The 24,834-nt window shown below is 68.2% G+C and carries 21 protein-coding genes; 11 read left to right on the top strand and 10 right to left on the bottom strand.

Translation table 11 applies throughout. The features are described from left to right. The first annotated feature begins 38 nt into the window (after positions 1-38). On the top strand, positions 39-1,532 hold the full coding sequence (locus NF616_RS02195; protein ID WP_252271411.1) for a TolC family protein: 1,494 nt from the start codon (positions 39-41) through the stop codon (positions 1,530-1,532). 46 nt (positions 1,533-1,578) lie between these two features. Here the strand turns inward: NF616_RS02195 and NF616_RS02190 are convergent, their stop codons facing one another. The 5 genes from NF616_RS02190 to NF616_RS02170 all read right to left on the bottom strand — a co-directional run bounded on the left by NF616_RS02190 (position 1,579) and on the right by NF616_RS02170 (position 5,966). After that, positions 1,579-3,357, bottom strand: a complete 1,779-nt coding sequence (locus NF616_RS02190; RefSeq protein ID WP_252271410.1) for an ABC transporter ATP-binding protein — start codon at positions 3,355-3,357, stop codon at positions 1,579-1,581. Next, positions 3,350-3,958: a DsbA family protein gene (locus NF616_RS02185; RefSeq protein ID WP_252271594.1), complete on the bottom strand. Its 609-nt coding sequence runs from the start codon at positions 3,956-3,958 to the stop codon at positions 3,350-3,352. Before NF616_RS02185 ends, NF616_RS02190 begins: the two co-directional genes overlap by 8 nt. Positions 3,959-4,062: 104 nt before the next feature. Continuing rightward, on the bottom strand, positions 4,063-5,001 hold the full coding sequence (gene trhO, locus NF616_RS02180) for an oxygen-dependent tRNA uridine(34) hydroxylase TrhO (protein WP_252271409.1): 939 nt from the start codon (positions 4,999-5,001) through the stop codon (positions 4,063-4,065). A gap of 145 nt (positions 5,002-5,146) precedes the next feature. Continuing rightward, on the bottom strand, positions 5,147-5,452 hold the full coding sequence (locus tag NF616_RS02175) for a BolA family protein (RefSeq protein ID WP_252271408.1): 306 nt from the start codon (positions 5,450-5,452) through the stop codon (positions 5,147-5,149). A gap of 13 nt (positions 5,453-5,465) precedes the next feature. Then, positions 5,466-5,966: a DUF2059 domain-containing protein gene (locus tag NF616_RS02170; RefSeq protein ID WP_252271407.1), complete on the bottom strand. Its 501-nt coding sequence runs from the start codon at positions 5,964-5,966 to the stop codon at positions 5,466-5,468. 178 nt (positions 5,967-6,144) lie between these two features. Between NF616_RS02170 and NF616_RS02165 the strand changes: the two genes are divergently transcribed. The 3 genes from NF616_RS02165 to NF616_RS02155 all read left to right on the top strand — a co-directional run bounded on the left by NF616_RS02165 (position 6,145) and on the right by NF616_RS02155 (position 9,235). After that, positions 6,145-7,149 carry a DUF2804 domain-containing protein gene (locus NF616_RS02165; RefSeq protein WP_252271406.1) on the top strand — a complete coding sequence of 335 codons (1,005 nt, stop codon included), beginning with the start codon at positions 6,145-6,147 and terminating at the stop codon, positions 7,147-7,149. Between the two features lie 78 nt (positions 7,150-7,227). Continuing rightward, entirely contained in the window at positions 7,228-8,622 is a 1,395-nt protein-coding gene (locus NF616_RS02160) for a class II fumarate hydratase (protein ID WP_252271405.1), read from the top strand. Further along, positions 8,615-9,235, top strand: coding sequence for an NAD(P)H-dependent oxidoreductase (locus NF616_RS02155; protein ID WP_252271404.1), 621 nt, complete (start codon positions 8,615-8,617; stop codon positions 9,233-9,235). The genes NF616_RS02160 and NF616_RS02155 overlap by 8 nt, the downstream gene beginning before the upstream one ends. 48 nt (positions 9,236-9,283) lie before the next feature. Here the strand turns inward: NF616_RS02155 and NF616_RS02150 are convergent, their stop codons facing one another. After that, positions 9,284-10,246, bottom strand: a complete 963-nt coding sequence (locus NF616_RS02150; protein ID WP_252271403.1) for a DMT family transporter — start codon at positions 10,244-10,246, stop codon at positions 9,284-9,286. Between the two features lie 202 nt (positions 10,247-10,448). Between NF616_RS02150 and NF616_RS02145 the strand changes: the two genes are divergently transcribed. Continuing rightward, on the top strand, positions 10,449-10,658 hold the full coding sequence (locus NF616_RS02145) for a DUF6316 family protein (RefSeq protein ID WP_252271402.1): 210 nt from the start codon (positions 10,449-10,451) through the stop codon (positions 10,656-10,658). Here NF616_RS02145 and pap read toward each other — a convergent pair. Next, entirely contained in the window at positions 10,655-12,142 is a 1,488-nt protein-coding gene (gene pap / locus NF616_RS02140; RefSeq protein WP_252271401.1) for a polyphosphate:AMP phosphotransferase, read from the bottom strand. The two genes, NF616_RS02145 and pap, sit on opposite strands and share 4 nt — an antisense overlap. A 93-nt stretch (positions 12,143-12,235) precedes the next feature. Between pap and mnmC the strand changes: the two genes are divergently transcribed. Beyond that, positions 12,236-14,182, top strand: a complete 1,947-nt coding sequence (mnmC, locus tag NF616_RS02135) for a bifunctional tRNA (5-methylaminomethyl-2-thiouridine)(34)-methyltransferase MnmC2/FAD-dependent 5-carboxymethylaminomethyl-2-thiouridine(34) oxidoreductase MnmC1 (protein WP_252271400.1) — start codon at positions 12,236-12,238, stop codon at positions 14,180-14,182. Positions 14,183-14,197: 15 nt separating this feature from the next. On the opposite strand, the gene NF616_RS02130 is transcribed toward mnmC, so the two are convergent. Next, positions 14,198-14,629, bottom strand: coding sequence for a MarR family winged helix-turn-helix transcriptional regulator (locus NF616_RS02130; protein ID WP_434091842.1), 432 nt, complete (start codon positions 14,627-14,629; stop codon positions 14,198-14,200). A 144-nt stretch (positions 14,630-14,773) separates the two neighbouring features. Between NF616_RS02130 and NF616_RS02125 the strand changes: the two genes are divergently transcribed. From NF616_RS02125 to NF616_RS02105, 5 genes are all read left to right on the top strand, one after another. Then, positions 14,774-16,543 (top strand): N-acetylglutaminylglutamine amidotransferase, encoded by a 1,770-nt coding sequence (locus NF616_RS02125; RefSeq protein ID WP_252271398.1) that lies wholly within the window; start codon positions 14,774-14,776, stop codon positions 16,541-16,543. A 21-nt stretch (positions 16,544-16,564) separates the two neighbouring features. Continuing rightward, complete coding sequence (gene ngg / locus NF616_RS02120; RefSeq protein ID WP_252271397.1) at positions 16,565-18,301, top strand: N-acetylglutaminylglutamine synthetase; 1,737 nt, start codon at positions 16,565-16,567, stop codon at positions 18,299-18,301. A gap of 93 nt (positions 18,302-18,394) precedes the next feature. Next, on the top strand, positions 18,395-19,591 hold the full coding sequence (locus NF616_RS02115; RefSeq protein ID WP_252271396.1) for an osmoprotectant NAGGN system M42 family peptidase: 1,197 nt from the start codon (positions 18,395-18,397) through the stop codon (positions 19,589-19,591). 104 nt (positions 19,592-19,695) lie between these two features. Beyond that, entirely contained in the window at positions 19,696-22,449 is a 2,754-nt protein-coding gene (locus tag NF616_RS02110) for a hybrid sensor histidine kinase/response regulator (protein ID WP_252271395.1), read from the top strand. 164 nt (positions 22,450-22,613) lie between these two features. Beyond that, on the top strand, positions 22,614-22,844 hold the full coding sequence (locus NF616_RS02105; RefSeq protein ID WP_252271394.1) for a YheU family protein: 231 nt from the start codon (positions 22,614-22,616) through the stop codon (positions 22,842-22,844). 5 nt (positions 22,845-22,849) lie between these two features. Here NF616_RS02105 and NF616_RS02100 read toward each other — a convergent pair whose 3' ends face one another. Continuing rightward, entirely contained in the window at positions 22,850-23,278 is a 429-nt protein-coding gene (locus NF616_RS02100; protein WP_252271393.1) for a hypothetical protein, read from the bottom strand. A 231-nt stretch (positions 23,279-23,509) separates the two neighbouring features. Further along, positions 23,510-24,670 carry an MFS transporter gene (locus NF616_RS02095; RefSeq protein WP_252271392.1) on the bottom strand — a complete coding sequence of 387 codons (1,161 nt, stop codon included), beginning with the start codon at positions 24,668-24,670 and terminating at the stop codon, positions 23,510-23,512. Positions 24,671-24,834: the final 164 nt, after the last annotated feature.

The following is a 24,834-nucleotide window of genomic DNA, read 5'->3' as shown; positions in this document are numbered from 1 at the left end:
GCTGCAAATTTAAGCCGTTTTTAGGGGGCGGCCCAAGGATGAATAAAAGTCAGAAACTCTTCGGCGTGAGCCTGCTCGCGCTGGCCATCAGCGGTTGCGCCGTCACCAGCCAGCCTATCGAGCGCAGCACCAGCGAGCAGCGGGCACAGAGCGATCTGCAGAGCATGTTCAAGGACCAGGAGCCCCTCAGCGGCCCACTGACCCTGCACGAGGCCATGGCTCGTGCGGTGAAGTACAACCTCGAAGCTCGCCTGAAGGTCATGGAAGAAGCCATGGCCCAGCGCCAGGTCGACCTGGCCACCTTCGACATGCTGCCGCGTATGGCGCTGTCCGCCGGTTATGCGGGCCGCAACAACGTCAGCGCCTCCAGCAGCCAGAGCATCGAGACCGGCACCCAGTCGCTGGAGCCGTCCACCTCGCAGGATCGCGACCGTGGCGTGGCCGATCTGACCATGGTGTGGAACGTACTCGACTTCGGTGTCAGCTACGTCAGCGCCAAGCAGCAGGGCGACCAGCGCCTGATCGTGCAGGAGCGCCGCCGCAAAGTAGTTCACACCATCATCCAGGACGTGCGCTCCGCTTACTGGCGCGCCGTGGCGGCCGAGCGCCTGCTGAAGCAGATCGACAGTCTGATGGCGCGTGTCGACGAGGCGCGCAGCAGCAGCCAGCGCATGAGCAGCGAACGCATCGGTGACCCGGTCCAGGCGCTGAGCTACCAGCGCGCGCTGATCGAGGCCACCCGCCAGCTGGAAGAGCAGCGCAGTGCCTTGTCGCTGGCCAAGACCGAACTGGCCACCCTCATCAACCTGCCCCTGGGCACCGATCTGACCCTCGCCGCCAGCAACGATTATTCGGTGCCAGAGCTGAAGGTCGACATGGATCACCTCGCCCAGGTGGCGCTGGCCAACCGCCCGGAACTGCGTGAGCAGGACTATCAGGCTCGCATCAGTGCAGCAGAAACGCGCAAGGCCATGCTGCGCCTGCTACCAGGCCTGGAGTTCTCCGCCGGCGGGCACTATGACAGCAACAGTTTCCTGGTGAACCAGAGCTGGGCAGACTATGGCGTCAAGGTGACCTGGAACCTGTTCAACGTGCTGTCCGCGCCTGCCGCCATCGATGTCGCCAAGGCCGGGCAGGAAGTAGCCGATGCGCGGCGCCAGGCCATGTCCATGGCGGTGCTAGCGCAGCTGTATGTCGCCAACGCCAACTTCAACGAGGCACAGCGCCAGTTCCAGACCAGTCAAGAGCTAGCCCAGTTGGACAGTCAGATCGCCGATCAGCTGCGCAATCGCCACAAGGCACAGGGAATCGGCGAGTTGGAGCTGATTCAGGGCGAACTCAACGCCCTGCAGGCCGACCTGCGCCGGGACCTAGCCTATGCAGAACTGCGCAACAGCTATGGCCAACTGTTCGCCAGCGTCGGTCTCGATCCGCTGCCCAAGGAGCTGCCGTCGACTCAGCTAAGTGATATTGCCCAGGCGCTCAATGACAGCGAAAACCGCTGGCAGTCCGGTGACATTCAGCCCCGCTGAGCACTTCGTCAAATGAAAAAGGCCGCCTGCGGGCGGCCTTTTTTATTCAGTGCTGCAGATGGCCGTAGAGTTTGGCGTACAACCCGCCTTCGGCGATCAACTGCTGGTGGTCGCCGTCCTCGGCGATGCTGCCGCCGTCGAACACCAGCACCCGGTCGGCCTGCTTAACCGCGGAAAGGCGGTGAGCGACGATCAGCGTGGTGCGGCCGCCGAGGAAGCGACCGAGGGCCTCGTGCAGGGCGTATTCGGTGGCGGCGTCGAGGGCCGAAGTGGCCTCGTCGAGGATCACCACCTTGGGTTCGGCCAGCACCATGCGGGCGATCGCCAGGCGCTGGCGCTGACCGCCGGAGAGGCGCACGCCGGAGCGGCCGACCATGCTGTCGAGCCCTTCCGGCAACGCGCGGATGGTCGTCGCCAGCTGAGCGATTTCCAGCGCCTGCCAGCAGGCCTCGTCGCTGCGTTCGCGGCCCATGCACAGGTTGGCGCGCACGGTGTCGTTGAACAGCGCCGGATGCTGCAGCACCACCGCGACATGCTCGCGCACCCGCTCCAAGCCGATCTCTTCCAGGCTGGCGCCGCCGAAGCGGATGGTGCCGGCCTGGGCCGTGTAGAGGCCGAGCAGCAATTGCACCAGGGTGCTCTTGCCGCCGCCGCTGGCGCCGACCAGGGCGACCTTCTCACCCGGCGCGATGGACAGGTCGAGACCGTGCAGCACCGTGTCGTCGCGGTAGGAAAAGGACAGGCCGCGCACCTCGATGCCGACCGTCTCACGGCCCTCGAAGGGGTCGACGCGGCCCGCGTGCTGCGGTTCGTCGGCGCGGGCCAGCAGCTCGTTGATCCGCGCCATCGCGCCGCCGGCCGCGTAATAGGCGTACTGCAGGCTGAGCAGTTGCTCCACCGGGCCGATCATGAACCAGAGGTAGCTGAACACGGCGAGCATCTGGCCGATGGTGAGGTCGGAGAACAGCACGGTGAGCATGGCGGCGGCGCGGAAGGCGTCGATGCCGAACTGGAACAGCAGGCCGCTGGTGCGCCCGGCCGCATCGCTCTTCCACTGCGAGGCGACGGCGTAGTCGCGCACCTCGCGGGCGCGCAGGCCGAGGCGACCGAGGAAATAGCCCTGGCGGTTGCCGGCGCGCACTTCCTGGATCGCCTCCAGGGTCTCGGTCAGCGCCTGGGTGAAGCGCGAGGTGCTGTCGTTCTCCAGCTTCTTCAGGTGCTTGACCTGCTTGCCCAGCTGCACCGTGGCGTAGATCACCAGCGGGTTGAACAGCAGGATCAGCAGGGCCAGCTGCCAGTGCATCCAGATCAGGATCGCCGCGGTGCCGGTCAACGTCAGCAGCGCCACCAGGACCTTGCTCAGGGTCTCGCCGACGAACTTGTCGAGGGTGTCCAGATCGGTGACCAGGTGTGCGCTGACGGTGCCGCCGCCGAGGTTCTCGTACTCGCCCAGGGCGATGCGCTTGAGCCGCTCGATCAGGCGCACGCGCAGTCGGTAGATCACGTCCTTGGACAGGCGCGCGAACAAGCGCGCCTGCAGCACGTTGCTGACCAGCGCGCCCAGGCGCAGCGTCAGGGTCAGCGCCAGCATCAGGCCGATGTAGCCGGCGGCCGTCTCCCATGCGGGGGGCAGGAAGCGGTCCATCACCTTGAGCGCCGCGTCGCCCTGCTCCAGCAGGATCTCGTCGACCAGCAGCGGCAGCAGCAGCGGGATCGGCACGCTGCACAGGGTGGCGACTACGGCGATCAGGTTGGCCAGGATCAGGCCCTTGCGGTGGCGCAGCGCGAGGCGGCGGATCTCCGCCCAAGTCAGCCGGTCAGGCATGGGCCGCGTGCTCCAGCCAGCGGCCCAGCAGCGGTTGCAATACCTCCAGCGGCTGGTAGCCATTGGTCAGCAGGGCCAGCTGCCCCTCGCGCTCGGCCAGCAGGGTCGGGAAGCCGGCGATACCGAGGTCCTGAACCCAGGTGAAGTCGGCTTCGGTGGCCGCCTGCATGGCAGGGCTGTCGAAGGCCGCGGCGAACTCGATGCGCGGAATCCCGGCGCGCTCGGCCAGTTCCACCAGCACCTGGGCGCGGGTCACGTCGCGGCCTTCGGCGTAGAAGGCTTCCTGGATCAGCTTGGCCAACGGCCAGACGCTCTGCTCGTCCAGCTGGCGCGCGATGACCAGGGCGCGGCAGGCCGGCTCGGTGTCGTAGACGAAGCCTTCGGGCAGCGCATCGTGAAAGTTGAACAGTTGGCCGGTGCTGGCGTTGACCGCCTGCCAGTGGGCGAGGATGCGCACCCGCGCGGCCGGCTCCATGGCCGCGCGCTCGCGGCGCAGGCCGCCGGTGACCAGATGCAACGGAACACCCGCCGCGGCGGCCTGCTCGGCCAGGACCTCGACCACCGGGGCGAAGCCCCAGCACCAGGAGCACATGGGGTCCATCACGTAGATCAGGCGGGCTGGGCGCACTGGCGGTCCTTAGTCGGCGGGCGACGTCGAGTGGAGGCTGCAGTGTAGGCACAGAGCAGCCGTTCCGGGGTGGTGGTTCAGCCTTCCTGCAGCGCCTTGTAGTTGAAACCGATGGGGTGCGGCAGGTTGCGCGCCTGGGCGATCTCGATCTGCTTCTGGCGCTCGCGGGCGGCCTGGCGGGTCTTCTCCGGCAGCGAGTCCCAGCAATGCGGGCAGCTGATGCCGGGCGAATAGTGCTCGCTCTCGCGGTCGGCGGCCGAGATCGGGTTGCGGCAGGCATGGCACTGGTCGTAGTCGCCCTCGGACAGGTCGTGGCGCACCGTCACCCGGTTGTCGAAGACGAAGCAGTCGCCCTGCCACTTGCTCTGCTCCTGCGGGACCTCCTCGAGGTACTTGAGGATGCCGCCCTTGAGGTGGAAGACCTCCTCGAAGCCTTCGCCGAGCATGTAACTGGAGGCCTTCTCGCAACGGATGCCGCCGGTGCAGAACATGGCGATCTTCTTGTGCCTGGCCGGGTCGTAGTGCGCCTTGACGTACTGCGGGAAATCGCGGAACGACTTGGTCTTCGGATCGACGGCGCCCTCGAAGGTGCCGATGGCCACCTCGTAGTCGTTGCGGGTGTCGATCAGCAGCACCTCGGGGTCGCTGATCAGGGCGTTCCAGTCCTGCGGCTCGACGTAGGTGCCGACCCGCTGGTTGGGGTCTACGCCCGGCACGCCGAGGGTGACGATTTCCTTCTTCAGCTTGACCTTGGTGCGGTAGAAGGGCTGCTCGTCGCAGTAGGACTTCTTGTGGTCCACGTCGGCGAGGCGCGCATCGCGCCTGAGCCAGGCCAGCAGGCCGTCGATGCCGGCGCGCGTGCCGGATACGGTGCCGTTGATGCCTTCCTCGGCGAGCAGCAGGGTGCCCTTCACGCCGTGTTCGACCATGGTGTTCAGCAGGGGCTCGCGCAGTGCCTCGTAGTCCGGCAGGGAGACGAACTTGTACAGCGCGGCGACGACGATCTTCGCAGTCATGAGGCTCTCCAGTGGTCACCCTCGCAAAGGGCGGACCGGGGATAGAAATGAAAGCGCCGGCTGGGGCCGGCGCGGGGGCGATTCTAACCCAGGCGGGCGTGGCTCACATCCTACCTTGGACCAATGGCCGGCCTCGCAGCGGGGGTCAGAGGTCGTGCTTGCTGCCGCCGCGGCAGGTCGGCGAGTCGGGCGCGGCGCCCTGCGCCTGCCATTCCTCGGGGGTGTAGGTGTGCAGCGCCAGGGCGTGGAACTGGCGCATCAGCTCGCCCAGGGTGGCATAGACCTTCTGGTGGCGCCTGACCGCGTTGAGGCCGGCGAAGGCCTCGCTGACGATTACTGCCTTGTAGTGGGTCTCCTGGCCGCGGCTGTGCATGTGGCTCTCGTCCAGCACGTCCAGGTGTTCGGCCTGCAGCGGTTGCAGGGCGGCGATGATGCTGTCGCGCATGCTCATGTCGGAGTACTCCTTATTGCTTGGAAGGCGCGAGTTCGGCGGCCATCTCGCCGAGCAGCTTGTCGACTTCCGGCACGGCGCGCTGCAGGCGCTCCTGGGTCAGCTGGGCGGCGTGCGCCATCAGCTGCGGCATCTGCTCCAGCACCTTGCGCCCGACCGGAGTCTGGTAGAAGGCCAGCAGTTCCTTTAGTTCGGCCTCGGTGAAGGCGTCGGTGTAGAGGGCCACCAGCGCCTCGTCCAGCTGGCCCTCACCCACCACCTTGTCCAGCGCGGTGTTGGCCTGGGCCTGATAGCGCTCCAGCACCGCCTTCTGCGCCTCGCCGCCGCCCGCCTGGGCGAAACGCTGGGCGAACATCTGGCGCACCTGCATGTAGGCCGGCACGGCGAGCCTGTCGGCGCGGCTCAGCTCGAGGAAGCGCTTAGCCTCGGCGACATGGCTGGGCGAGGCATCGGCCAGCAGCGGCCCGCTGGCGAGCAGCAGCAACAGGGAACAGAGGGCGCGCAGGCGAATCATGGGATTTCCTCGGGAAATAGAGCGGGCGGCCATTCTGCGCGCAGCGCCTGCCCCGCTCAAGCGCGGCGCGCAGAGCAAAGGGCCAGTACTTGCCCCTGGGCCCGGCAACTGGGCATGATTGTCATTCTCTGGCGGCGGACCGGCATTTCAGCAACCGCCCCACACATGGATGTGTTCGATGAACAGCTTCGCCCGACCGCTCGCTCCGCAGCGCCTGTGCGACCCCCGGGGGCGCCTCGACCCCGCCGCCGTCGGCTGGTCGAACCGCCCGCAGGTGAGCTGCGCCCTGCCCTGCAACCTGGGCCGGCGCAAGCGCTGGAACCACTGGTGCATCACCACGCCGGACTGGATGCTGGCCCTGACCTTCGCCGACCTCGACTACCTAGGCTACGGCGCCGCCTATTTCCTCGACCTGCACAGCGGCAAATCGGCCTCGCACACCCGGATACGCCCGTTCGGCCGTGGCTGCAGCCTGCCCGAGACGCCGCTGGAGAGTCATGCCTTCCAGCACGCCCAGCTGTCGATGCGCGCCGAGGACCGCGGCAGTGCGGTGCGGCTGAGCGTGATGGCCACGGATATCGGCGGCCAGCCGCTGCAGGTGGGCCTGGACATCCTGCGCCCGCCGCACCTGGAATCGGTCAATCTGGTCTGCCCCATGGGCCGCCGCACCTTCCACGCCACCACTCGCCAGCTCGGCCTGCCGGTGAGCGGCAACCTGCAGCTCGGGGGCCGGCAGTACCTGTGCACGCCGGGGCAGAGCTTCGCCTCGCTGGACTTCGCCCGCGGCGTCTGGCCACTGAACAGCCACTGGACGCGCGCCGCCTTCGCCGCCCCCGGCGGCATCGCCGGCAACTTCGGCGCGGGCTGGACCGACCACAGCGGGCTCTCGGAAAACGCCCTGTGGTTCGGCGGCGAGTTGCGCCATCTGGAACAACCGGTGCAGATCGAACAGAGCCCCCAGGGTCCCTTGGAGCCCTGGCACCTGCATGGCGCCGACGGCCAGGTCGACCTCTGTTTCACCCCCCGCCAACTGCACGAGGCCTGCCCACGGCTGGGCCCCTTCTACGCCGACACCCGCCAGTGGTTCGGCCGTTTCGACGGCGTGCTGCGCGGCCCGCAAGGCGAGAAGGTACCGGTCAGCAGCGCCTATGGGTGGCTCGGTGCCACGCGCGCGCGCTGGTAAATCGAACCGATAGAGACGGCGGGGAACCCGTCCCACCCCCGGCAGCCTAAACTGCCGGAAACAGACCGGAGACCGTTCATGAGCCGTATCGAAACCGACAGCATCGGTGCCATCGAAGTACCCGAGGAGGCCTACTGGGGCGCCCAGACCCAGCGCTCGCTGATCAACTTCGCCATCGGCGAGCAGCGCATGCCGCTGGCGGTGGTGCACGCCCTGGCGCTGATCAAGAAGGCCGCTGCGCGAGTCAACAACCGTATCGGCGACCTGCCGCCCGATATCGCCCGGCTGATCGAACAGGCCGCCGACGAGGTGCTGGCCGGCCAGCACGACGAGCAGTTCCCGCTGGTGGTCTGGCAGACCGGCAGCGGCACCCAGAGCAACATGAACGTCAACGAGGTGATCGCCGGCCGCGCCAACGAGCTGGCCGGACAGGGCCGCGGCGGCAAGAGCCCGGTGCACCCCAACGATCACGTCAATCGCGCGCAGAGTTCCAACGACAGCTTCCCCACCGCCATGCACATCGCCGCGGTGCAGGCCGTGCAGCACCAGCTGCTGCCGGCCGTGGCCGAGCTGTCCGGAGCGTTGTCGGAACAGGCCACCCGCCACATGCGCCTGGTCAAGACCGGGCGCACCCACCTGATGGATGCGACGCCGGTAACCTTCGGCCAGGAGCTGTCGGCCTTCGTCGCCCAGCTCGACTACGCCGAGAAGGCCATCCGCGCCGCCCTGCCGGCGGTGTGCGAGCTGGCCCAGGGCGGCACCGCCGTCGGCACCGGGCTCAACGCCCCCAAGGGTTTCGCCGAGGCGATGGCCGCGGAGCTGGCCGCGCTGGCCGGCCTGCCCTTCGTCTCTGCGCCGAACAAGTTCGCCGCCCTCGCCGGCCACGAGCCGCTCACCGCGCTGTCCGGCGCGCTGAAGACCCTGGCCGTGGCGCTGATGAAGATCGCCAACGACCTGCGCCTGCTCGGCTCCGGCCCGCGCGCCGGCTTCGCCGAGGTGAAGCTGCCGGCCAACGAGCCGGGCAGCTCGATCATGCCCGGCAAGGTCAACCCCACCCAGTGCGAGGCGCTGTCCATGCTCGCCTGCCAGGTGCTCGGCAACGACGCCACCGTCGCCTTCGCCGCGAGCCAGGGCCATCTTCAGCTCAACGTGTTCAAGCCGGTGATCATCCACAACCTGCTGCAGTCGATCCGCCTGCTCGCCGACGGCAGCCGCAACTTCGCCCAGCACTGCGTCGCCGGCATGGAGCCGGACGCGCGGCAGATGGCCGCCCACCTGGAGCGCGGGCTGATGCTGGTGACCGCGCTGAACCCGCATATCGGCTACGACAAGGCCGCGGACATCGCCAAGAAGGCCTACGCCGAAGGACTCAGCTTGCGCGAGGCGGCCCTGCAGCTCGGTCATCTGAGCAACGAGCAGTTCGACGCCTGGGTGCGCCCGGAAAACATGCTGGAGTCCGGACAACATGGTTGACGAGGCGAAGAGTGGCGCCACCCCGCTGGAGGGCGACGGCAAGCGCATCCTGCTGATTCTCGGTACGTCCAAGCACGACAGCCTGTGCCACGCCCTCGCCGAGGCCTACAGCAACGGCGCGCGCGGCAAGGGCCACGTGGTGCGGCAGCTCCGCCTCGGCGAGCTGCAGTTCGACCCCATCCTGCGCGAAGGCTATGGCCAGAACCAGGCACTGGAGCCGGACCTGCTGGAGGCCCAGCGGCAGATCCACTGGGCCGAGCACCTGGTGTTCGTCTACCCGGTCTGGTGGGGCGGCGTGCCGGCGCTGCTCAAGGGCTTCTTCGATCGCACCTTCCTGCCCGGCTTCGCCTTCAAGTACCGCAACCGCTCGCAGCTGTGGGATAAGCTGCTGACCGGGCGCAGCGCCGACCTGCTGGTAACCCTCGACACGCCGCCCTGGTATTTCCGCTGGGTATACGGCGCGCCGGCGCACCGGCAGATGGTGCGCACCATCCTCGGTTTCTGCGGCATCAAGACCCGCCGTCTGACCGAGTTTTCCCCGGTGCGCCCCTCCTCCGAGGAACAGCGCCAGGGCTGGCTGCGCAAGGCCGAGAACTTAGGCATCAGAGCCTAGGCCGGGGGCACCACGGCCATGAGAAACCCTCGGTGCGCGCGGCGCACCCTATGGCACGACCACCCTGCGGGTCCGGCGTGCCTGCCAGCCGGCCAGCAGTGAGGGGCCGAGCGCGGTCAGCGCCGAGCCCAGCACCACCAGCAAAGCCCCGCCGTAGCCGAGCAGGTTGATCTGCTCCGGCTGCACATGGTCGGGCCACCACAGCGCGGCCAGCGCCACGGCGCAGAAGGTCACCAGAGGCGTGACGGACAGCGTCGCACTCACCCGCGAGGCCTCCCAGTGCGCCAGCGCCTCGGCGAAGGCGCCATAGGCCACCAGGGTGTTCAGGCAGCAGGCCAGCAGCAGCCAGAACTGCAACGGGCTGAGCTGCAGCACCTGCAGCGGATGGGCCCAGGGCGAGAGCAGCAGCGCGCAGGCGAGGTAGATCACCATCATGATCTGTGGCGAGCTCCACTGGGTCAGCAGCTGCTTCTGCGCCAGGCCGTAGAAGACCCAGACGAAAGCCGCCAGAAGAATCACCAGCACGCCCGTCGTGTAGGTAGTCAGCGACGTCAGCAGCTCGTCCAGGCGCTGGTTGAAGAACAGGCCGAAGCCCGCCAGCAGGATCAGCATGCCGATGCCCTGGGCGAGGCTGAAGGACTCGCGGAACACGATGAGGCTGGCGACCAGGAACAGGATCGGCGCCATCTGGATCACCAGTTGCGTGGTACCCGGGGTGAGCATGCGCAGGCCGATCAGGTACAGCACGTAGTTGGCGGTGAGGCCGCCGATGGCCAGCCCCAGCAGCCCGAGGCCGCGCCGGCCCAACGGGGCGAAACGCGGCAGCCGGCGGCTGGCCGACAGCCAGATCAGCAGCAGCGCGCCGGAGACCAGCAGGCGGTACCAGGTGACGGTGATCGGGTCCATCACCTGCAGCACTTCCTTGAGCTTGATCGGCAGGATGCCCCAGAGCACGGCGGTGGTCAGGGCGAGCAGCAGACCGGCGAGCCAGCGGCCGGATGAAACGTGCATGGGAGCCTCGGAGGAAAACGAGCAGGCGGGCCGATCATTCTAGGGCGCCGGCAGCAACGGTCGGCAGCCACAGTTGGGCGCCGCTGGCGGCAGCAACTGTGTCGCAGCTGATCATTTTATGACCACCCGTCGCACGCAGCGGCGCCCCTCGCCCTGCGCACTACACTCAAAACAGTGCACCCTTCGCGCAGGAGCCACCGCCATGTACGGACAACGCGTCGTCGATCCCAGCCCCGCCACCCACTACCGCAGCGAGCGGATCAGTTCAGTAAACGGCCAGTACTTCTTCGCCACCCGCGAGGGCACGCTGGAAGGCCCCTACTTCACCCGTGTCGACGCCGAGCGGGAAATCGCCTTCTACGTCCGCCGCATGAAGCAGGCCAACGACATCATCGAAAGCCGCGCCTTCTAGTCCTGCGCGAAGGCCCGCTCCAGGGCCTCGTTGATGGTGCGCAGCACCTTGACCCGGGCAAAGCGCTTGTCGTTGGCCTCCACCAGCGTCCAGGGCGCAATCGAGGTGCTGGTTCGGTCGACCATGTCGCTCACCGCATCGCAGTAGGCCTCCCACTTGTCGCGGTTGCGCCAGTCCTCTTCGGTGATCTTGAAGCGCTTAAAGGGGATTTCCTCGCGCTCGGTGAAACGGCGGAACTGCTCCTCCTGGTCGATGGCCAGCCAGAACTTCACCAGCACCACACCGGCATCGACGAGCTGCTCTTCGAAATCGTTGATCTCGCCGTAGGCGCGCAGCCAATCGCCCGGTTCGCAAAAGCCCTCCACCCGCTCCACCAGTACCCGGCCGTACCAGGAACGGTCGAACACGGTGAATTTGCCGCGTGCCGGGATGTGCCGCCAGAAGCGCCACAGATAGGGCTGAGCACGCTCTTCCTCGGTGGGCGCGGCGATCGGCACGATGCGGTACTGGCGCGGGTCCAGCGCCGCCGCCACGCGGCGGATGGCGCCGCCCTTGCCGGCCGCGTCGTTGCCTTCGAACACTGCTACCAGGGCGTGCCGGCGCATGCGCTTGTCGCGCATCAGCGTGGCCAGGCGCGCCTGTTCGGCATCGAGCGCCTGGCGGTAGTCGAGCTTTTCCAGATGCTGGCCGAGATCCAGGCTGCTGAGCAGGGTGCGACTGTCCAGGCTGGCCACCAGCGGCGCGGTATGCGCCCGGTGCGGGCGTGGCGCCTGGTCCTTGAGCGCGGCCTGCAGGCCGTCGAGCAGGATGCGCCCCACGGTCAGGCTGCGGTAGCACTCGTCGCTGCCCTCCACCACGTACCAGGGCGCGAAGTCGCGGCTGCTGCGGCGCAGCACGCGCTCGCCGTGGTGCACGAACTTGTCGTAGGTCTTCGACTGCTGCCAGTCCAGCGGGCTGAGGCGCCAGGCGCGTTGCGGGTCGTCCTGTAGCTCCTTGAGCCGCGCCTTCATGCGCTTCTTGGACAGGTGGAACCAGAACTTGAAGATCAGCGCGCCCTCGTCGCAGAGCATCTCCTCCAGCGCCAGCGCCCGGTCGATCGCCTGATCCAGCACCGCGTCCTTGAAATGCCCATGCACGCGGCCCTGGATCATCTGGCTGTACCAGTTGCCGAAGAAGATGCCGATGCGGCCCTTGGGCGGCAGCTGGCGCCAGAAGCGCCAGGCCGGCGGCCGCGCCAGTTCCTCGTCGGTCTGCACATCGAAGGTGTTGACCTGAATCAGCCGCGGGTCCATCCACTCGTTGAGCAGCTTGACCGTCTCGCCCTTGCCGGCGCCCTCGATGCCGTTGATCAGGATGATCACCGGGAAGCGCTTCTGCTGCTGCAGCTCGAACTGCGCCTCCAGCAGCGCCTCGCGCAGTGCGGGCAGCTCCTTCTCGTAATCGGCCTCGTCGATCTTGTGCCCCAGTTCGGCGGATTCGAACATGCTCACCTCCGTGCGTCGATTTGCCCAGCCTAGCGGATCACCCCGGTTTTTGGCATGCCGCTACAATGCCGCACCTTCCTTTTCGGTGCCCCGATGTCCGACTCCAGCAACGCCCAGCTCGACTGGGACGACCAAGGCCAGCCGCTGTCGCGTCAGTACGGCGACGTGTATTTCTCCCGCGAGGGCGCGCTGGGCGAGACGCGCCACGTGTTCCTCGACGGCAGCCAGCTGGCGCAACGCTGCGCCGAGCTGACCGTCGACGACCGCCTGGTGATCGGCGAAACCGGGTTCGGCACCGGACTGAATTTTCTCTGCGCCTGGCAACTGTTCGACCGGCTCGCCCCGGTCGGCGCCCGGCTGCATTTCGTCAGCGTCGAGAAGTACCCGCTGGCGGCGGCCGACCTGCGACGCGCCCTCGCCCTGTGGCCGGAACTGGCGCCCTGGTCGGCGCAGCTGCTGGAGCAGTACGTGGCCATCCACCCGGGCTTTCAGCGCCTGGTGCTGGCTGGCGGACGGGTCATCCTGACCCTGCTGATCGGTGATGCACTGGAACAGCTGCCGCAGCTGGATGCGCGCATCGACGCCTGGTTCCTCGACGGCTTCGCCCCGGCGAAGAACCCCGAGATGTGGACCGACGCCCTGTTCGCCCAGCTGGCGCGCCTCTCCGCGCCCGGCGCCAGCCTCGCCACCTTCGCCAGCACCGGCTTCGTGCGGCGCGGGCTGATCGCCGCCGGGTTCGCCGTGCGCCGACTGCCCGGCCATGGCACGAAATGGGAGATGCTCGGCGGCCGCTACGAGGGCGCCACACCACGGTACGACAAGCCCTGGTACGCCCACCCGCCGCGCAGCACCGTGCGCCAAGCGCTGGTGATCGGTGCCGGCATGGCCGGCTGCGCCACGGCCGCCAGCCTGGCCGCGCGGGGCTGGCAGGTGACGCTGCTGGAGCGTCATGCAGACATCGCCCAGGAAGCCTCGGGCAACCCCCAGGGCGTGCTCTATCTCAAGCTGTCCGCCCATGGCACCGCGCTGTCGCAGCTGGTGCTGGCCGGCTTCGGCCACACCCGGCGCCTGCTGCAGCGCCTGCAACCGGACGACTGGGCCGCCTGCGGCGTGTTGCAGCTGGCCTTCGATGCCAAGGAGGCCGAGCGCCAGGCCCGGCTGGCCGAGGCCTTTCCCACCGACCTGCTCTACACGCTAAGCCGCGACGAGGCCGAGGCCATCGCCGACGTCGGCCTGCCCGCCGGCGGGCTGTTCTACCCGCAGGCCGGCTGGGTGCATCCGCCGGCGCTGTGCCGGCTGCTGGCCGAGCATTCCAACATCCGCCTGCTGCGCCACAGCGAAGCCCTGGAGCTGCGCCGCGTCGATGGCCAGTGGCAGGCGCTGGACAGCGAACGGCTGCTGGCCGCGGCGTCGGTCGCCGTGCTCGCCGGCGCCGCCGAGGTGCGCCGCTTCGCCGAGCTGCCGCTAAAACGCATCCGCGGCCAGATCAGCCGCCTGCCACAGACCGAAGCCAGCGCCGCGCTGAGCTGCGTGGTCTGCGCCGAGGGCTACGTCGCCCCGCCGCGCCATGGCGAGCACACTCTGGGCGCCAGCTTCGACTTCCAGCGCCAGGATTGCGAGCCGACCGCCGCCGAGCACGCCGGCAACCTGGAGCTGCTGCGCGAGATCTCCACCGATCTCGCCACCCGCCTGCACGCCGACACCCTCGACCCGGCGCAGCTGCAGGGTCGCGCCGCCTTCCGCTGCACCAGCCCGGATTACCTGCCCATCGTCGGGCCGCTGGCCGACGAGGCCGCCTTCGCCGAGGCCTACGCGGTGCTCGGCAAGGATGCGCGCCAGGTGCCGGAGATCCCGTGCCCCTGGCGCGAGGGCCTGTACGTCAATAGCGGCCACGGCTCGCGCGGGTTGATCAGCGCGCCGCTGTCGGCCGAGCTGCTGGCCGCCTGGCTGGAAGACGAGCCGCTGCCGCTCCCCCGCGCGGTGGCCGAGGCCTGCCACCCCAACCGCTTCGCCCTGCGCAAGCTGATCCGCGGGCAATAACGGCCGCGCCGCGGATCAGTCCGCCTCCCCGCACAGCTCCGCCACCCGCAACAGCGCCGCGGTGAGGCTGTGTCGTTCCCACTCCGGCAGCGCCGCGAAGGCGTCGCGCAACGTCGGCGGTAATAGCGGCGGCGCCTCGCCCAGCAGCGCACGCCCGGCGTCGCTGACCGTCAGCCACTGCCGACGACGATCCTCATCGTCGCGCTGGCGCATCAACAGGCCCTTTTCTTCCAGACGCTCGAGCATGCCGGACAGAGTCGCCGCGCTGAGGCTGACCCGGCCGCTCAGCTCGCTGGCGGTGAGCCGCCGCTCTCCGGCCAGCACCCCGAGAATCAGCAGCTGCATGGGCGTCAGCCCGCCGTAACGGGTCAGGCGTTTGGCGTGCACTTCGCCGGCTTGTTGCAGGCGCCGAATGGCACGGAACAAGGCGGGCTCGAACAATGTCATATCAGATTGAGTTGTAAGCATATTTATTAATTAGCGGAGTCCTTAGCAGGAATAAAGCTTTGACATCAAAGCATTTTCTTGTTTGGCTGAAAAAGGTTCGTGACCGCACGAACCACTCCCCAACGGCAAAACCGGTAAGGAATTATGTGCGGAATAGCTGGAGAGTTACGTTTCGATCAACAACCGGCCGATCTGGCCGCCCTCGCCCGGATCACCCATCATCTCGCGCCGCGCGGCCCCGACGCCAGCGGCTTCCACGCCAGCGGCCCGCTGGCCCTGGGCCACAGACGCCTGAAGGTCATGGACCTGGCGCCGGCCTCCGGCCAGCCCATGGTCGACCAGCAGCTCGGCCTGGCCATGGTGTTCAACGGCGCCATCTACAACTACCCCGAACTGCGTAGCGAGCTGCAGGCGCTGGGCTACCAGTTCCACTCCGACGGCGACACCGAGGTCCTGCTCAAGGGCTACCACGCCTGGGGCGAGAACCTGCTGCCCCGGCTCAACGGCATGTTCGCCTTCGCCATCTGGGAGCGCGACACGGAACGCCTGTTCCTCGCCCGCGACCGCCTCGGCGTCAAGCCGCTGTACCTCAACGAGGACGGCAAGCGCCTGCGCTTCGCCTCCACCCTGCCGGCCCTGCTGCAGGGCGGCGACGTGGACACCTCGCTGGACCCGGCGGCCCTCGACCACTACCTCAACTTCCACTCCGTGGTGCCCGCGCCGCGCACCCTGCTCAACGGCGTGCGCAAACTGCCGCCGGCCACCTGGCTGCGCATCGAGCGCGACGGCCGCCGCGAGCAGCACACCTGGTGGCAGCTGCCGTTCGGCCCGCACGAGAGCGAGCGCGACTTCAGCCTCGACGACTGGCGCGACCGCGTGCTCGACGGCATGCGCCAGGCGGTACAGGTTCGCCAGCGCGCGGCACTGGATGTGGGCGTGCTGCTGTCCGGCGGGGTCGACTCCAGCCTGCTGGTCGGCCTGCTGCACGAGGCCGGCGTCGACAACCTGGCGACCTTCTCGATCGGCTTCGAGGATGCCGGCGGCGAGCGCGGCGACGAGTTCTATTACTCCGACCTGATCGCCCGTCACTACGGCACCCGCCACCGCCAGCTGCGCATCGGCGAGCACGAAATCATCGAGCAGCTGCCGGCGGCCTTCCGCGCCATGAGCGAGCCGATGGTCAGCCACGACTGCATCGCCTTCTATTTGCTCGGCCGCGAGGTGTCGCGCCACTGCACCGTGGTGCAGTGCGGCCAGGGCGCCGACGAGCTGTTCGCCGGCTACCACTGGTATCCGCTGGTAGACGGTGCGGCGGACCCCGAAGCCGCCTACCGCGCCGCCTTCTTCGACCGCGACCGCGCCGAGACGCTGGCCACCCTGCGCCCGCAATGGCATGGCCCGGACTGGTCCGGCGAGTTCCTTCGCGAGCACTTCGCCATGCCCGGCGCCGAGGCGGCGGTGGACAAGGCGCTGCGCCTGGACGGCACGGTGATGCTGGTCGACGACCCGGTGAAGCGGGTCGACAACTTGACCATGGCCTGGGGCCTGGAGGCACGCACGCCGTTCCTCGACTACCGCCTGGTGGAGCTGGCGGCGCGCGTCCCGGCACGCTTCAAGCTGCCGGACGGCGGCAAGCACGTGCTCAAGGAAGCCGCCCGCCTGGTGATTCCCCACGCCGTGATCGATCGCCCCAAGGGCTACTTCCCGGTGCCGGGCCTCAAACACCTGCAGGGCGCGACGCTCGGCTGGGTGCAGCAGTTGCTGCTCGACCCGAGCCAGGACCGCGGCCTCTATCAGCCCGCCGTGCTCGACCGCCTGCTCAGCGACCCGGCCGGCCAGCTCACGCCCCTGCGTGGCTCCAAGCTCTGGCAGCTCGCCGCTCTCAACCTTTGGCTCAGTGAACAGGGCCTGTAGATCGACACAAGGAGTCTCATCATGCGTGCATCTGCCTTCACCCAACGCCTGCAGCGCGGCCAACCGCCCTCGTACGAGCGCCTGCAGGCGCACCTGGCCAAGGACGGCATCGAACAATCCGCACCACTGTGCCTGCGCTGCGGCTGGGGTCGCCTGCTGATCGGCCACACCTATCCGAACGCCGAGGCCCTGGCCCAGGCGCTACTCGAGGAGCGCCCCGGCGAGCGCGACATCGCCCTGTACGTCGCCGCGCCGCATCAGGTGCTGGCGCACGCGCCGCAGCAGCTGTTCCTCGACCCCTCCGACACCCTGCGCCTGTGGTTTACCGACTACCGGCCGGCCCGCGACAGCTTCCGGGGCTTCCAGATCCGCCGGGTGCAGAGCGAACAGGACTGGGAGGCCATCAACGGCCTGTACCGCCAGCGCGGCATGCTGCCGATCGACACCGAACAACTGACCCCGCGCGAGGACGGCGGCCCCAGCTACTGGCTGGCCGAGGACGAGAGCGACGGCCGGGTCATCGGCGCGGTGATGGGTCTCAACCACCGCGAGGCGTTCGCCGACCCGGAGGCCGGCAGCAGCCTGTGGTGCCTGGCGGTCGCTCCGGACTGCCAGCGTCCCGGCGTCGGCGAGGCGCTGGTGCGCCACCTGATCGAATACTCGATGAGCCGCGGCCTGAACTACCTGGACCTGTCGGTGCTGCACGACAACAAGGGCGCCAAGTCGCTCTACGCCAAGCTCGGCTTCCGCGTGTTGCCGACCTTCGCGGTGAAACGGCGCAACGGCATCAACCAGTCGCTGTTCCTCGGCCCCGGCCCGGAGGCCGAGCTCAATCCGTACGCCAAGATCATCGTCGACGAGGCCCGTCGGCGCGGCATCGAAGTGCGCGTGGACGACGCCGAGGGAGGGCTGTTCACCCTCAGCCAGGGCGGCCGGCGCATTCGCTGCCGTGAGTCGCTGTCCGATCTCACCAGTGCGGTCAGCATGACCCTGTGCCAGGACAAGCGCCTCACCCATCGCACCCTGGCCCGCGCCGGCCTACGCCAGCCGGCCCAGCGCCTGGCCGGCAGCGCCGAGGACAACGCCGACTTCCTCGCCGAGCACAGCAGCATCGTGGTCAAGCCGGTGGACGGCGAGCAAGGCCAGGGCGTGGCCGTGGACCTGCGCAGCGAGGAAGCGGTGCAGCAAGCCATCGAACGCGCGCGCCAGTTTGACCAGCGCGTGCTGCTGGAGAGCTATCACCATGGCCAGGACCTGCGCATCGTGGTGATCGGCTACCAAGTGGTGGCGGCCGCCATTCGCCACCCGGCGGAGGTGATCGGCGACGGTGTGCACACCATCGGCGCGCTGATCGAGGCCCAGAGCCGTCGACGCCAGTCCGCCACCGGTGGCGAGAGCCGCATCCCGCTGGATGCGGAGACCCAGCGCACCCTGCACGACGCCGGTTACGACTACTCCAGCGTGCTGCCCGCCGACACCCGCCTCGCCGTGCGCAAGACCGCCAACCTGCATACCGGCGGCGTACTGGAAGACGTGACCGAACGCCTGCACCCGACCCTGCGCCAGGCGGCGGTGCAGGCTGCCCGCGCCCTGGATATCCCGGTGGTCGGCCTGGACCTGCTGGTGCCCGACGCGGAGCAGGAGGAGTACGTGATCATCGAGGCCAACGAGCGGGTCGGCCTGGCCAACCACCAGCCGCAGCCCACCGCGGAGCGCTTCGTCGACCTGCTGTTTCCGCTGAGCCGCGCCCATCCCTGAGGCGCATCTGCCTTCACTGCTGCGCGGGACGCGGGGCCTCGGCCCCGCTCCCGCTGCACACCGCTGAACTCGGCACGTCCTGAGGAGGATTTCATGCATCGTCTGCCCGAACCCGACCTCGGCTACCTGCGCCAGGTCCTGCTGGAACTGCTGGCCATTCCCAGCCCCACCGGCTTCACCGACACCGTGGTGCGCTACGTGGCCGAGCGCCTGGACGAATTGAAGATACCCTTCGAGCTGACCCGCCGCGGCACTATCCGCGCCACCCTGCGCGGACGCCAGTCCAGCCCGGACCGAGCCGTCTCGGCGCACCTGGACACCATCGGCGCCATCGTCCGCGAGATCAAGGACAGCGGACGCCCGGCCCTGGCGCCGGTGGGTTGCTGGTCCAGCCGCTTCGCCGAAGGCAGCCGGGTCAGCCTGTTCACCGATCACAGCGTGCTGCGCGGCAGCGTGCTGCCGCTGATGGCCTCCGGCCACGCCTTCAACACCCAGGTCGACAGCCTGCCGGTGAGCTGGGAACACATCGAGCTGCGCCTCGACGCGCCCTGCTACAGCCGCGCCGAGTGCGAGGCGCTGGGCGTTTCGGTGGGCGATTTCGTCGCCTTCGATCCGCTGCCGGAATTCACCGACAGCGGCCACATCAGCGCCCGCCACCTGGACGACAAGGCCGGCGTGGCCGCACTGCTGACGGCGCTCAAGGCCGTCGTCGACAGCGGCCTGGAGCCGCAGATCGATTGTCACCCGCTGTTCACCATCACCGAGGAAGTGGGCTCCGGGGCCGCGGCGGCCCTGCCCTGGGACGTCAGCGAGTTCGTCGGTATCGACATCGCCCCGGTGGCGCCCGGCCAGCAGTCCACCGAACACGCGGTGAGCGTGGCCCTGCAGGATTCCGGCGGCCCGTACGACTATCACCTGTCGCGCCACCTGTTGCGCCTGGCCGGCGAGCAGGACATCCCGGTGCGCCGCGACCTGTTCCGCTACTACCACAGCGACGCCCAGTCGGCGGTGACCGCCGGCCACGACATCCGCGTCGCCCTGCTGGCGTTTGGCTGCGACGCCACCCACGGCTACGAGCGCACCCACATCGACAGCCTGGCCGCGCTGACCCGACTCATCGGCGCCTACCTGCTCAGCCCGCCGGTGTTCGCTTCGGACGCCAAGCCGGCCCAGGAGCATTCACTGGAGCGCTTCAGCCATCAAATAGAGCACGACGCGCAGATGGCCAACGATACCCAGGTGCCCAACTTGGACAGCGTGCTCGGAGCGCGCCCGGAAAGCAGCGACTAAGCTTCCCTTCCCGGCCGCGCGCAGGCTCTGCGGCGGCCGCTTGAAGGCTGGCCGACAACTAGGCAAAGTGCTGGCATAACCGATAAGAAAGATGAGGTAGGCCAATGCCTCGCTTGTGTCTGGCCATGTTGCTGCTCTGCCTGAGCGGGCCGCTGTGGGCACTGGCCCCGGCGCCACTGGATCGCGACGAGCTGCGTCTGTCCCTGGCGCCGTACATGGGCTATTACCGCGACCGCGACGGCCGGCTGGAGGCCGATGCGGTGCAGCACTTGCCGGACAGCGCGTTCCAGCAGGTTCGCGGCGATCACGCCAACCTGGGCAAGAACGACTCCGTGTGGTGGTTCAAGGTGCGCCTGGTCAACAGCCGCCCGCAGCCGCTGTCCGGCTACCTGGAAGTCAACTACGCCCTGCTCGACCGCATCGATGTCTTTTTGCAGGACGAACACGGCCGCCTGCAACGGCAGTCCAGCGGCGACAGCTACGCCTTCGCCCAGCGCCCGGTGCAGGTGCGCCACTTCTGGTTTCCCATGACCTTGCCGCACGGCAGCAACACCGTGCTGGTGCGGGTGCAGAGCACCAGCACCGTTTTCGTGCCGATGTTCTTCAGCACCCATGGTGCCAGCGCGGCGGCCCAGGAAAACCTGATGGGCATCAACGGCGCGTTCTACGGCGTGCTGTTCGCCATGTTCATCTACAACCTGTTCCTGTTCATCTCGCTGCGCGAGCGGGCCTACCTCTGGTACCTGGTGTACAACGTCAACGTCGGCCTGTTCGCCGCCTGCTTCGACGGCATGCTGTTCAAGCTGCTGCCCGAGCACGTGGGCCTGCAGTCGGTGAGTATCTACGTGCTGATGTACCTGCACTGTCTGACCGCAGCCCAATTCAGCCGCCACTTCCTGCACATCCCGCAGCACTTCCCGCGCCTGGACAAAGGCATGCGCGTGCTGATGCTGGGCATCGTTGGCTGCCTGCTGTCGGTACCGCTTATCGGCCTCGCCGCCTGGAACATCCTCGCTAGCCTGGCAGTGCTGTGCATGTCGCTGATCCTGCTGCTCACCGGCATCTACGCCTGGCGCCGCGGCGTGCGCCACGGCTCCTACTACGTGCTGGCGTGGAGCGTGCTGCTGGTGGCCTTCATGCTGGTCACCAGCGGCTCTCTGGGCGTGGAGATCTTCGGCATCTACGGCTCGGCGGTGGTGAAAGTGGGCGTGACCATCGAGCTGCTCAGCCTGTCCATCGGCCTGGCCGATCGCATCAACCTGCTCAAGGAAGAGGGCTTCCGCTCACGCCGCGCGGCCGAGCAGGCCGAGTACGAGAACCAGGCCAAGAGCCGCTTCCTGGCCAAGATGAGCCACGAGATCCGCACCCCGCTCAACGGCGTGCTAGGCATGCTGCAGCTGCTGCGCGAGACCCCGCTGGACCGCAACCAGCGCTTCTATGTCGACACCATCAGCAGTTCCGGCAGCTCGCTGATGGCGGTGATCAACGACATCCTCGACTACGCCCGCATCGAGTCCGGCAAGCTCAGCCTGGAGGAGATCGAGTTCGACCTGGAGCAGATGATCTCCGAGACCCTGGTGCTGTTCACCGCCCAAGCCCTGGAGAAGCGCCTGCGCCTCTACGTCCGCCTGGAGGGCGGCGTGCCGCGGCGCATCCAGGGCGACCCGACGCGGCTCAAGCAAGTGCTGATGAACCTGCTGGGCAACGCCCTGAAGTTCACCCAGGAAGGCCAGGTGTCGCTCTCGGTGAGCCGGCGCAGCGACAGCCAGGGCGGCCAGCATCTGGTCTTCGCCGTCAGCGACAGCGGCGTCGGCATCCATGCCGACAGCCTCGGCCAGCTTTTCAGGTCCTTCGCCCAGGGAGACTCCAGCACCACCCGCCGCTACGGCGGCAGCGGCCTGGGCCTGGCCATCAGCAAGGAGCTGGTGGAAATGATGGCTGGCCATATCGAGGTGCAGAGCACGCCCGGCCAGGGCTCGCGCTTCGCCTTCAATATCCCGCTGCGCAGCGCCGCGGACGATCACGACGAGCTGCTGGCGCTCCTGGAGAACCGCTCCGCCCTGCTCTGCTCGCTCGACAGCCAGGGCCTCGACTGCCTGGGCCACCTGCTCGGCCGCTGGGGCATGCGTACCCAGCGCTGCCAGGACCCGGAGCGGCTGCGCGAATACCTGGAGGACTTCACCGCACCGCCACTGCTGGTGCTGATGGCGCCCTGGCCGGGCAGCAGCGGGCACTGGCTAGACAGCCTGCGCCCGCACCTGGAGAGCGGCCAGCGCGTGCTCATCCTCAGCCCGCCGGAGCAGCACCAACAACTGCCGGACTGCCGCGGCCTGCGCCTGCTCGCCCAACCGCTGCCGCTATCGGTGGTCGGTCTGCGCGACGCGCTGCAAGAGCTGTACAGCGAGCGGCGCCGCGACAAGCCGGCGCCGACACCGCCGCACTGGCAGCGCCCCGACGGCGCGCCGTGCATCCTGGTGGCCGAAGACAATCGGGTAAACCAGATGGTGGTGCAGGGCTTTCTGGCCAAACGCGGCTATTCGGTGCGCATGGTGGGCGACGGGCGTGCCGCGGTCGAGGAATACCGCCGCGATCCGAGCGCCATCCAGCTGATCCTGATGGACTGCGAGATGCCGGAGATGGACGGATTCGAGGCGACCCGGCAGATTCGCCGGCTGGAGCATGGCCAGCAGCTCGCCGCCGTGCCGATCATCGCGCTGACCGCGCACATCCTCGAAGAGCACCGCGACCAGGGCCTGGCCGCCGGCATGGACGAATTCCTCGGCAAGCCGCTGGATGGCCAGGCGCTCTACGCCCTGCTCGACCGTTACCTGCTCGCGCAGGCGCACGCGACCGATTAGCATGGCCGCCCGCGGTAGAGTCTGTTGAGGCTTAACCGCGGCCGCGACGGAGCCAGTTTTTGCGCGAGAGGCGAAGTTTGGTCGTTCGAGTAACGACGTTCCGCGCAAAAACCGGCCCGTCCCTACGGTTCGCGCCGAAACGTCAACAGACCCTAGAAACCGCCATGCTGATCCCGCACCACATGCTCGAAGCCGATACCCTCGTACGCCTGCTCGAGGACTTCGTCACCCGCGAAGGCACCGACAACGGCGACGACACGCCGCTGGAAATCCGCGTCGAACGGGCACGGCGGGCGCTGGAGAAGGGACAGGCGGTGATCGTCTTCGACCCGGACAGCCAGCAATGCCAGCTGGCCCTGCGCGACGAAGTACCGAAGGAGTGGCTGGCGGACTAACGGCCTCAGCCGCGCACGCTACCCTCGCGCTCCCACACGCAACGCATGCGCAGGTCGCCTTCCTGGGGGCTGTGGAAGCCGCTCTCGGACTCCCAGCGGAAGGTGTGCAGGCCGTTCAGCTCGGTCTCCAGATGCACCACGGCGCTGGCCCAGTACAGCCGCTGCAGCAGCGCCTCGAACTCCTTGACCCACAAGGCCCACTCGTACTCGATGGCCTGGTAGCTGGCGCCGAAGTGGATCACCTGGGTCTGGTACAGGCCCTGCCCTTCGTGGCCGCAGAAGGAAAACATCTCACGCCCGAGGAACGGCCAGGCCTCATCCCGGGGCAATTGCTCCAGCACCCGGCGATTGCTACCACGGCGCAGCTGATGTTGCTCGCGGTCGCCGGAAGGCCAGTCACGGATGCAGCCATAGACGATGGATTCGGACTCCACGCGGGTACTCCAGAAAGTGCAGGCAGCCTTCTAACACAGGGCCTGGCCGATGCAAAGGAACCAGCGCCCCGTCTGCGACAAAAACCCAGCAGGCAATGCCGAAGCCCCAGGTCGCACCGCGCGTGTCCCGCCTGTGCATCTGCCGCGTCGGCGTTGGGACTCGGTGCGCGCGGCGCACCCTACGGCCCTGCATGGCCGATGACGGCGAGCGGTCGCGGGCCTGCGGCTGAGCTAGCGAGGCTGACGCGGCGTTCGCAGCGCCCAGGCGATCAGGGTCATCAACGCGCCCAGGAAGATCAGCACCATGAACGGCGTCTGATAGTTGCCGGCCAGGTCGCGGCCGAGGCCCGCCAGGATCGGCGCCAGGCAGGCCATGCAATAGCCTGCGCAGAGCATCATCGCGGTCCAGCGGCTGACGGCCAGCGGCGTGTGCACCTCGTACAACGGCAGTACCAGCGACAGGGCGAAGGAGCCGCTGAGGGCGAAGCCCATCAGCACCGCCCAGACCTCCGGCAGCAGGGTGGGCTGGAAGGTGATCATGGTCAGGCACAGGGTCAGGGTCAGCCCGCAGGCCACCAGCAGCGGCTGGCGGATATCGAAGCGCTGGGCCAGCCAGGGCAGCAGCCAGGAGCTGGGCAGGCCGACCAGCATGAACAGGCTGAACAGACCGTTGCTGTACAGCAGGCTCAGGCCGGCCTCGTGGTAGCGCGCCACCAGCCAGGTGGCCATGGTGTAGAAGAAGCCGGCCTGGATGGCGAAGAAGCCGGTCACCAGCCAGGCCCGCGGTTCACGCCACGGCAGGCCCTGGCCGTCGTCGGCCAACGCTTGCTCGGCTCGATTGGGCAGGCGCAGCCAGAGCAGCAGCGCGAGCAACGCGGGAACGCACCAGGCCGCCAGACCAAAGGCCCAGTCGTCGCCCAGGCCACGCGTCAGCGGCACCGTGAGCACGGCACCGCCGGCGCCGCCGATGGCCATGCTGAAGGAATACCAGCCGACCACCTTGCCGACCTGGTCGCGGAAATGGCGCTTGATGAAGCCCGACAGCAGCGGCCCCGCCACGGCGATGCCGGTGCCGAGCAGCGCGGCGCTGCCGATCAGCAGCGGGCCGAGATGGCCGCCCATACGCAACAGCAGCGCCAGCGCGATCAGCCCAAGGCAACAGGTGATGGTGCGCTCCAGCCCGAAACGCACGGCCAGGCGCGGCGCCAGCGGCGCCAGCAGGCCCATGCAGAGCACGGGCACGGCGGTCGTCAGGCTGATCAGGCCGCGGCTGAGGGAAAGCTCTTCAGCGATACGCTCGATCAGCGGGGCAAAGGAAGTGATGCCGGGGCGCAGGTTGATCGCCGCCAGCACCAACGCCAGCATCAGCATGGCCCTGGATACGGATTTCACGTGATTTCAACGACATGACGACCTGGCCGGTCGGGGCAGTCACCCTACCCTCGACCACCAGGACGGGCAAGCTCCACGGCGATAATTCTGACCATACGGGCAAGTATCGGCGAAGCCCGATTACGATTGGGCGGTTATGACGGCGCGAAAACTTCAGCTCGCTT

The organism is Pseudomonas subflava (assembly GCF_023823685.1).
GTDB classification, from domain to species: Bacteria; Pseudomonadota; Gammaproteobacteria; order Pseudomonadales; family Pseudomonadaceae; genus Aquipseudomonas; species Aquipseudomonas subflava.
This window is presented reverse-complemented; position numbering and strand designations above follow the sequence as displayed.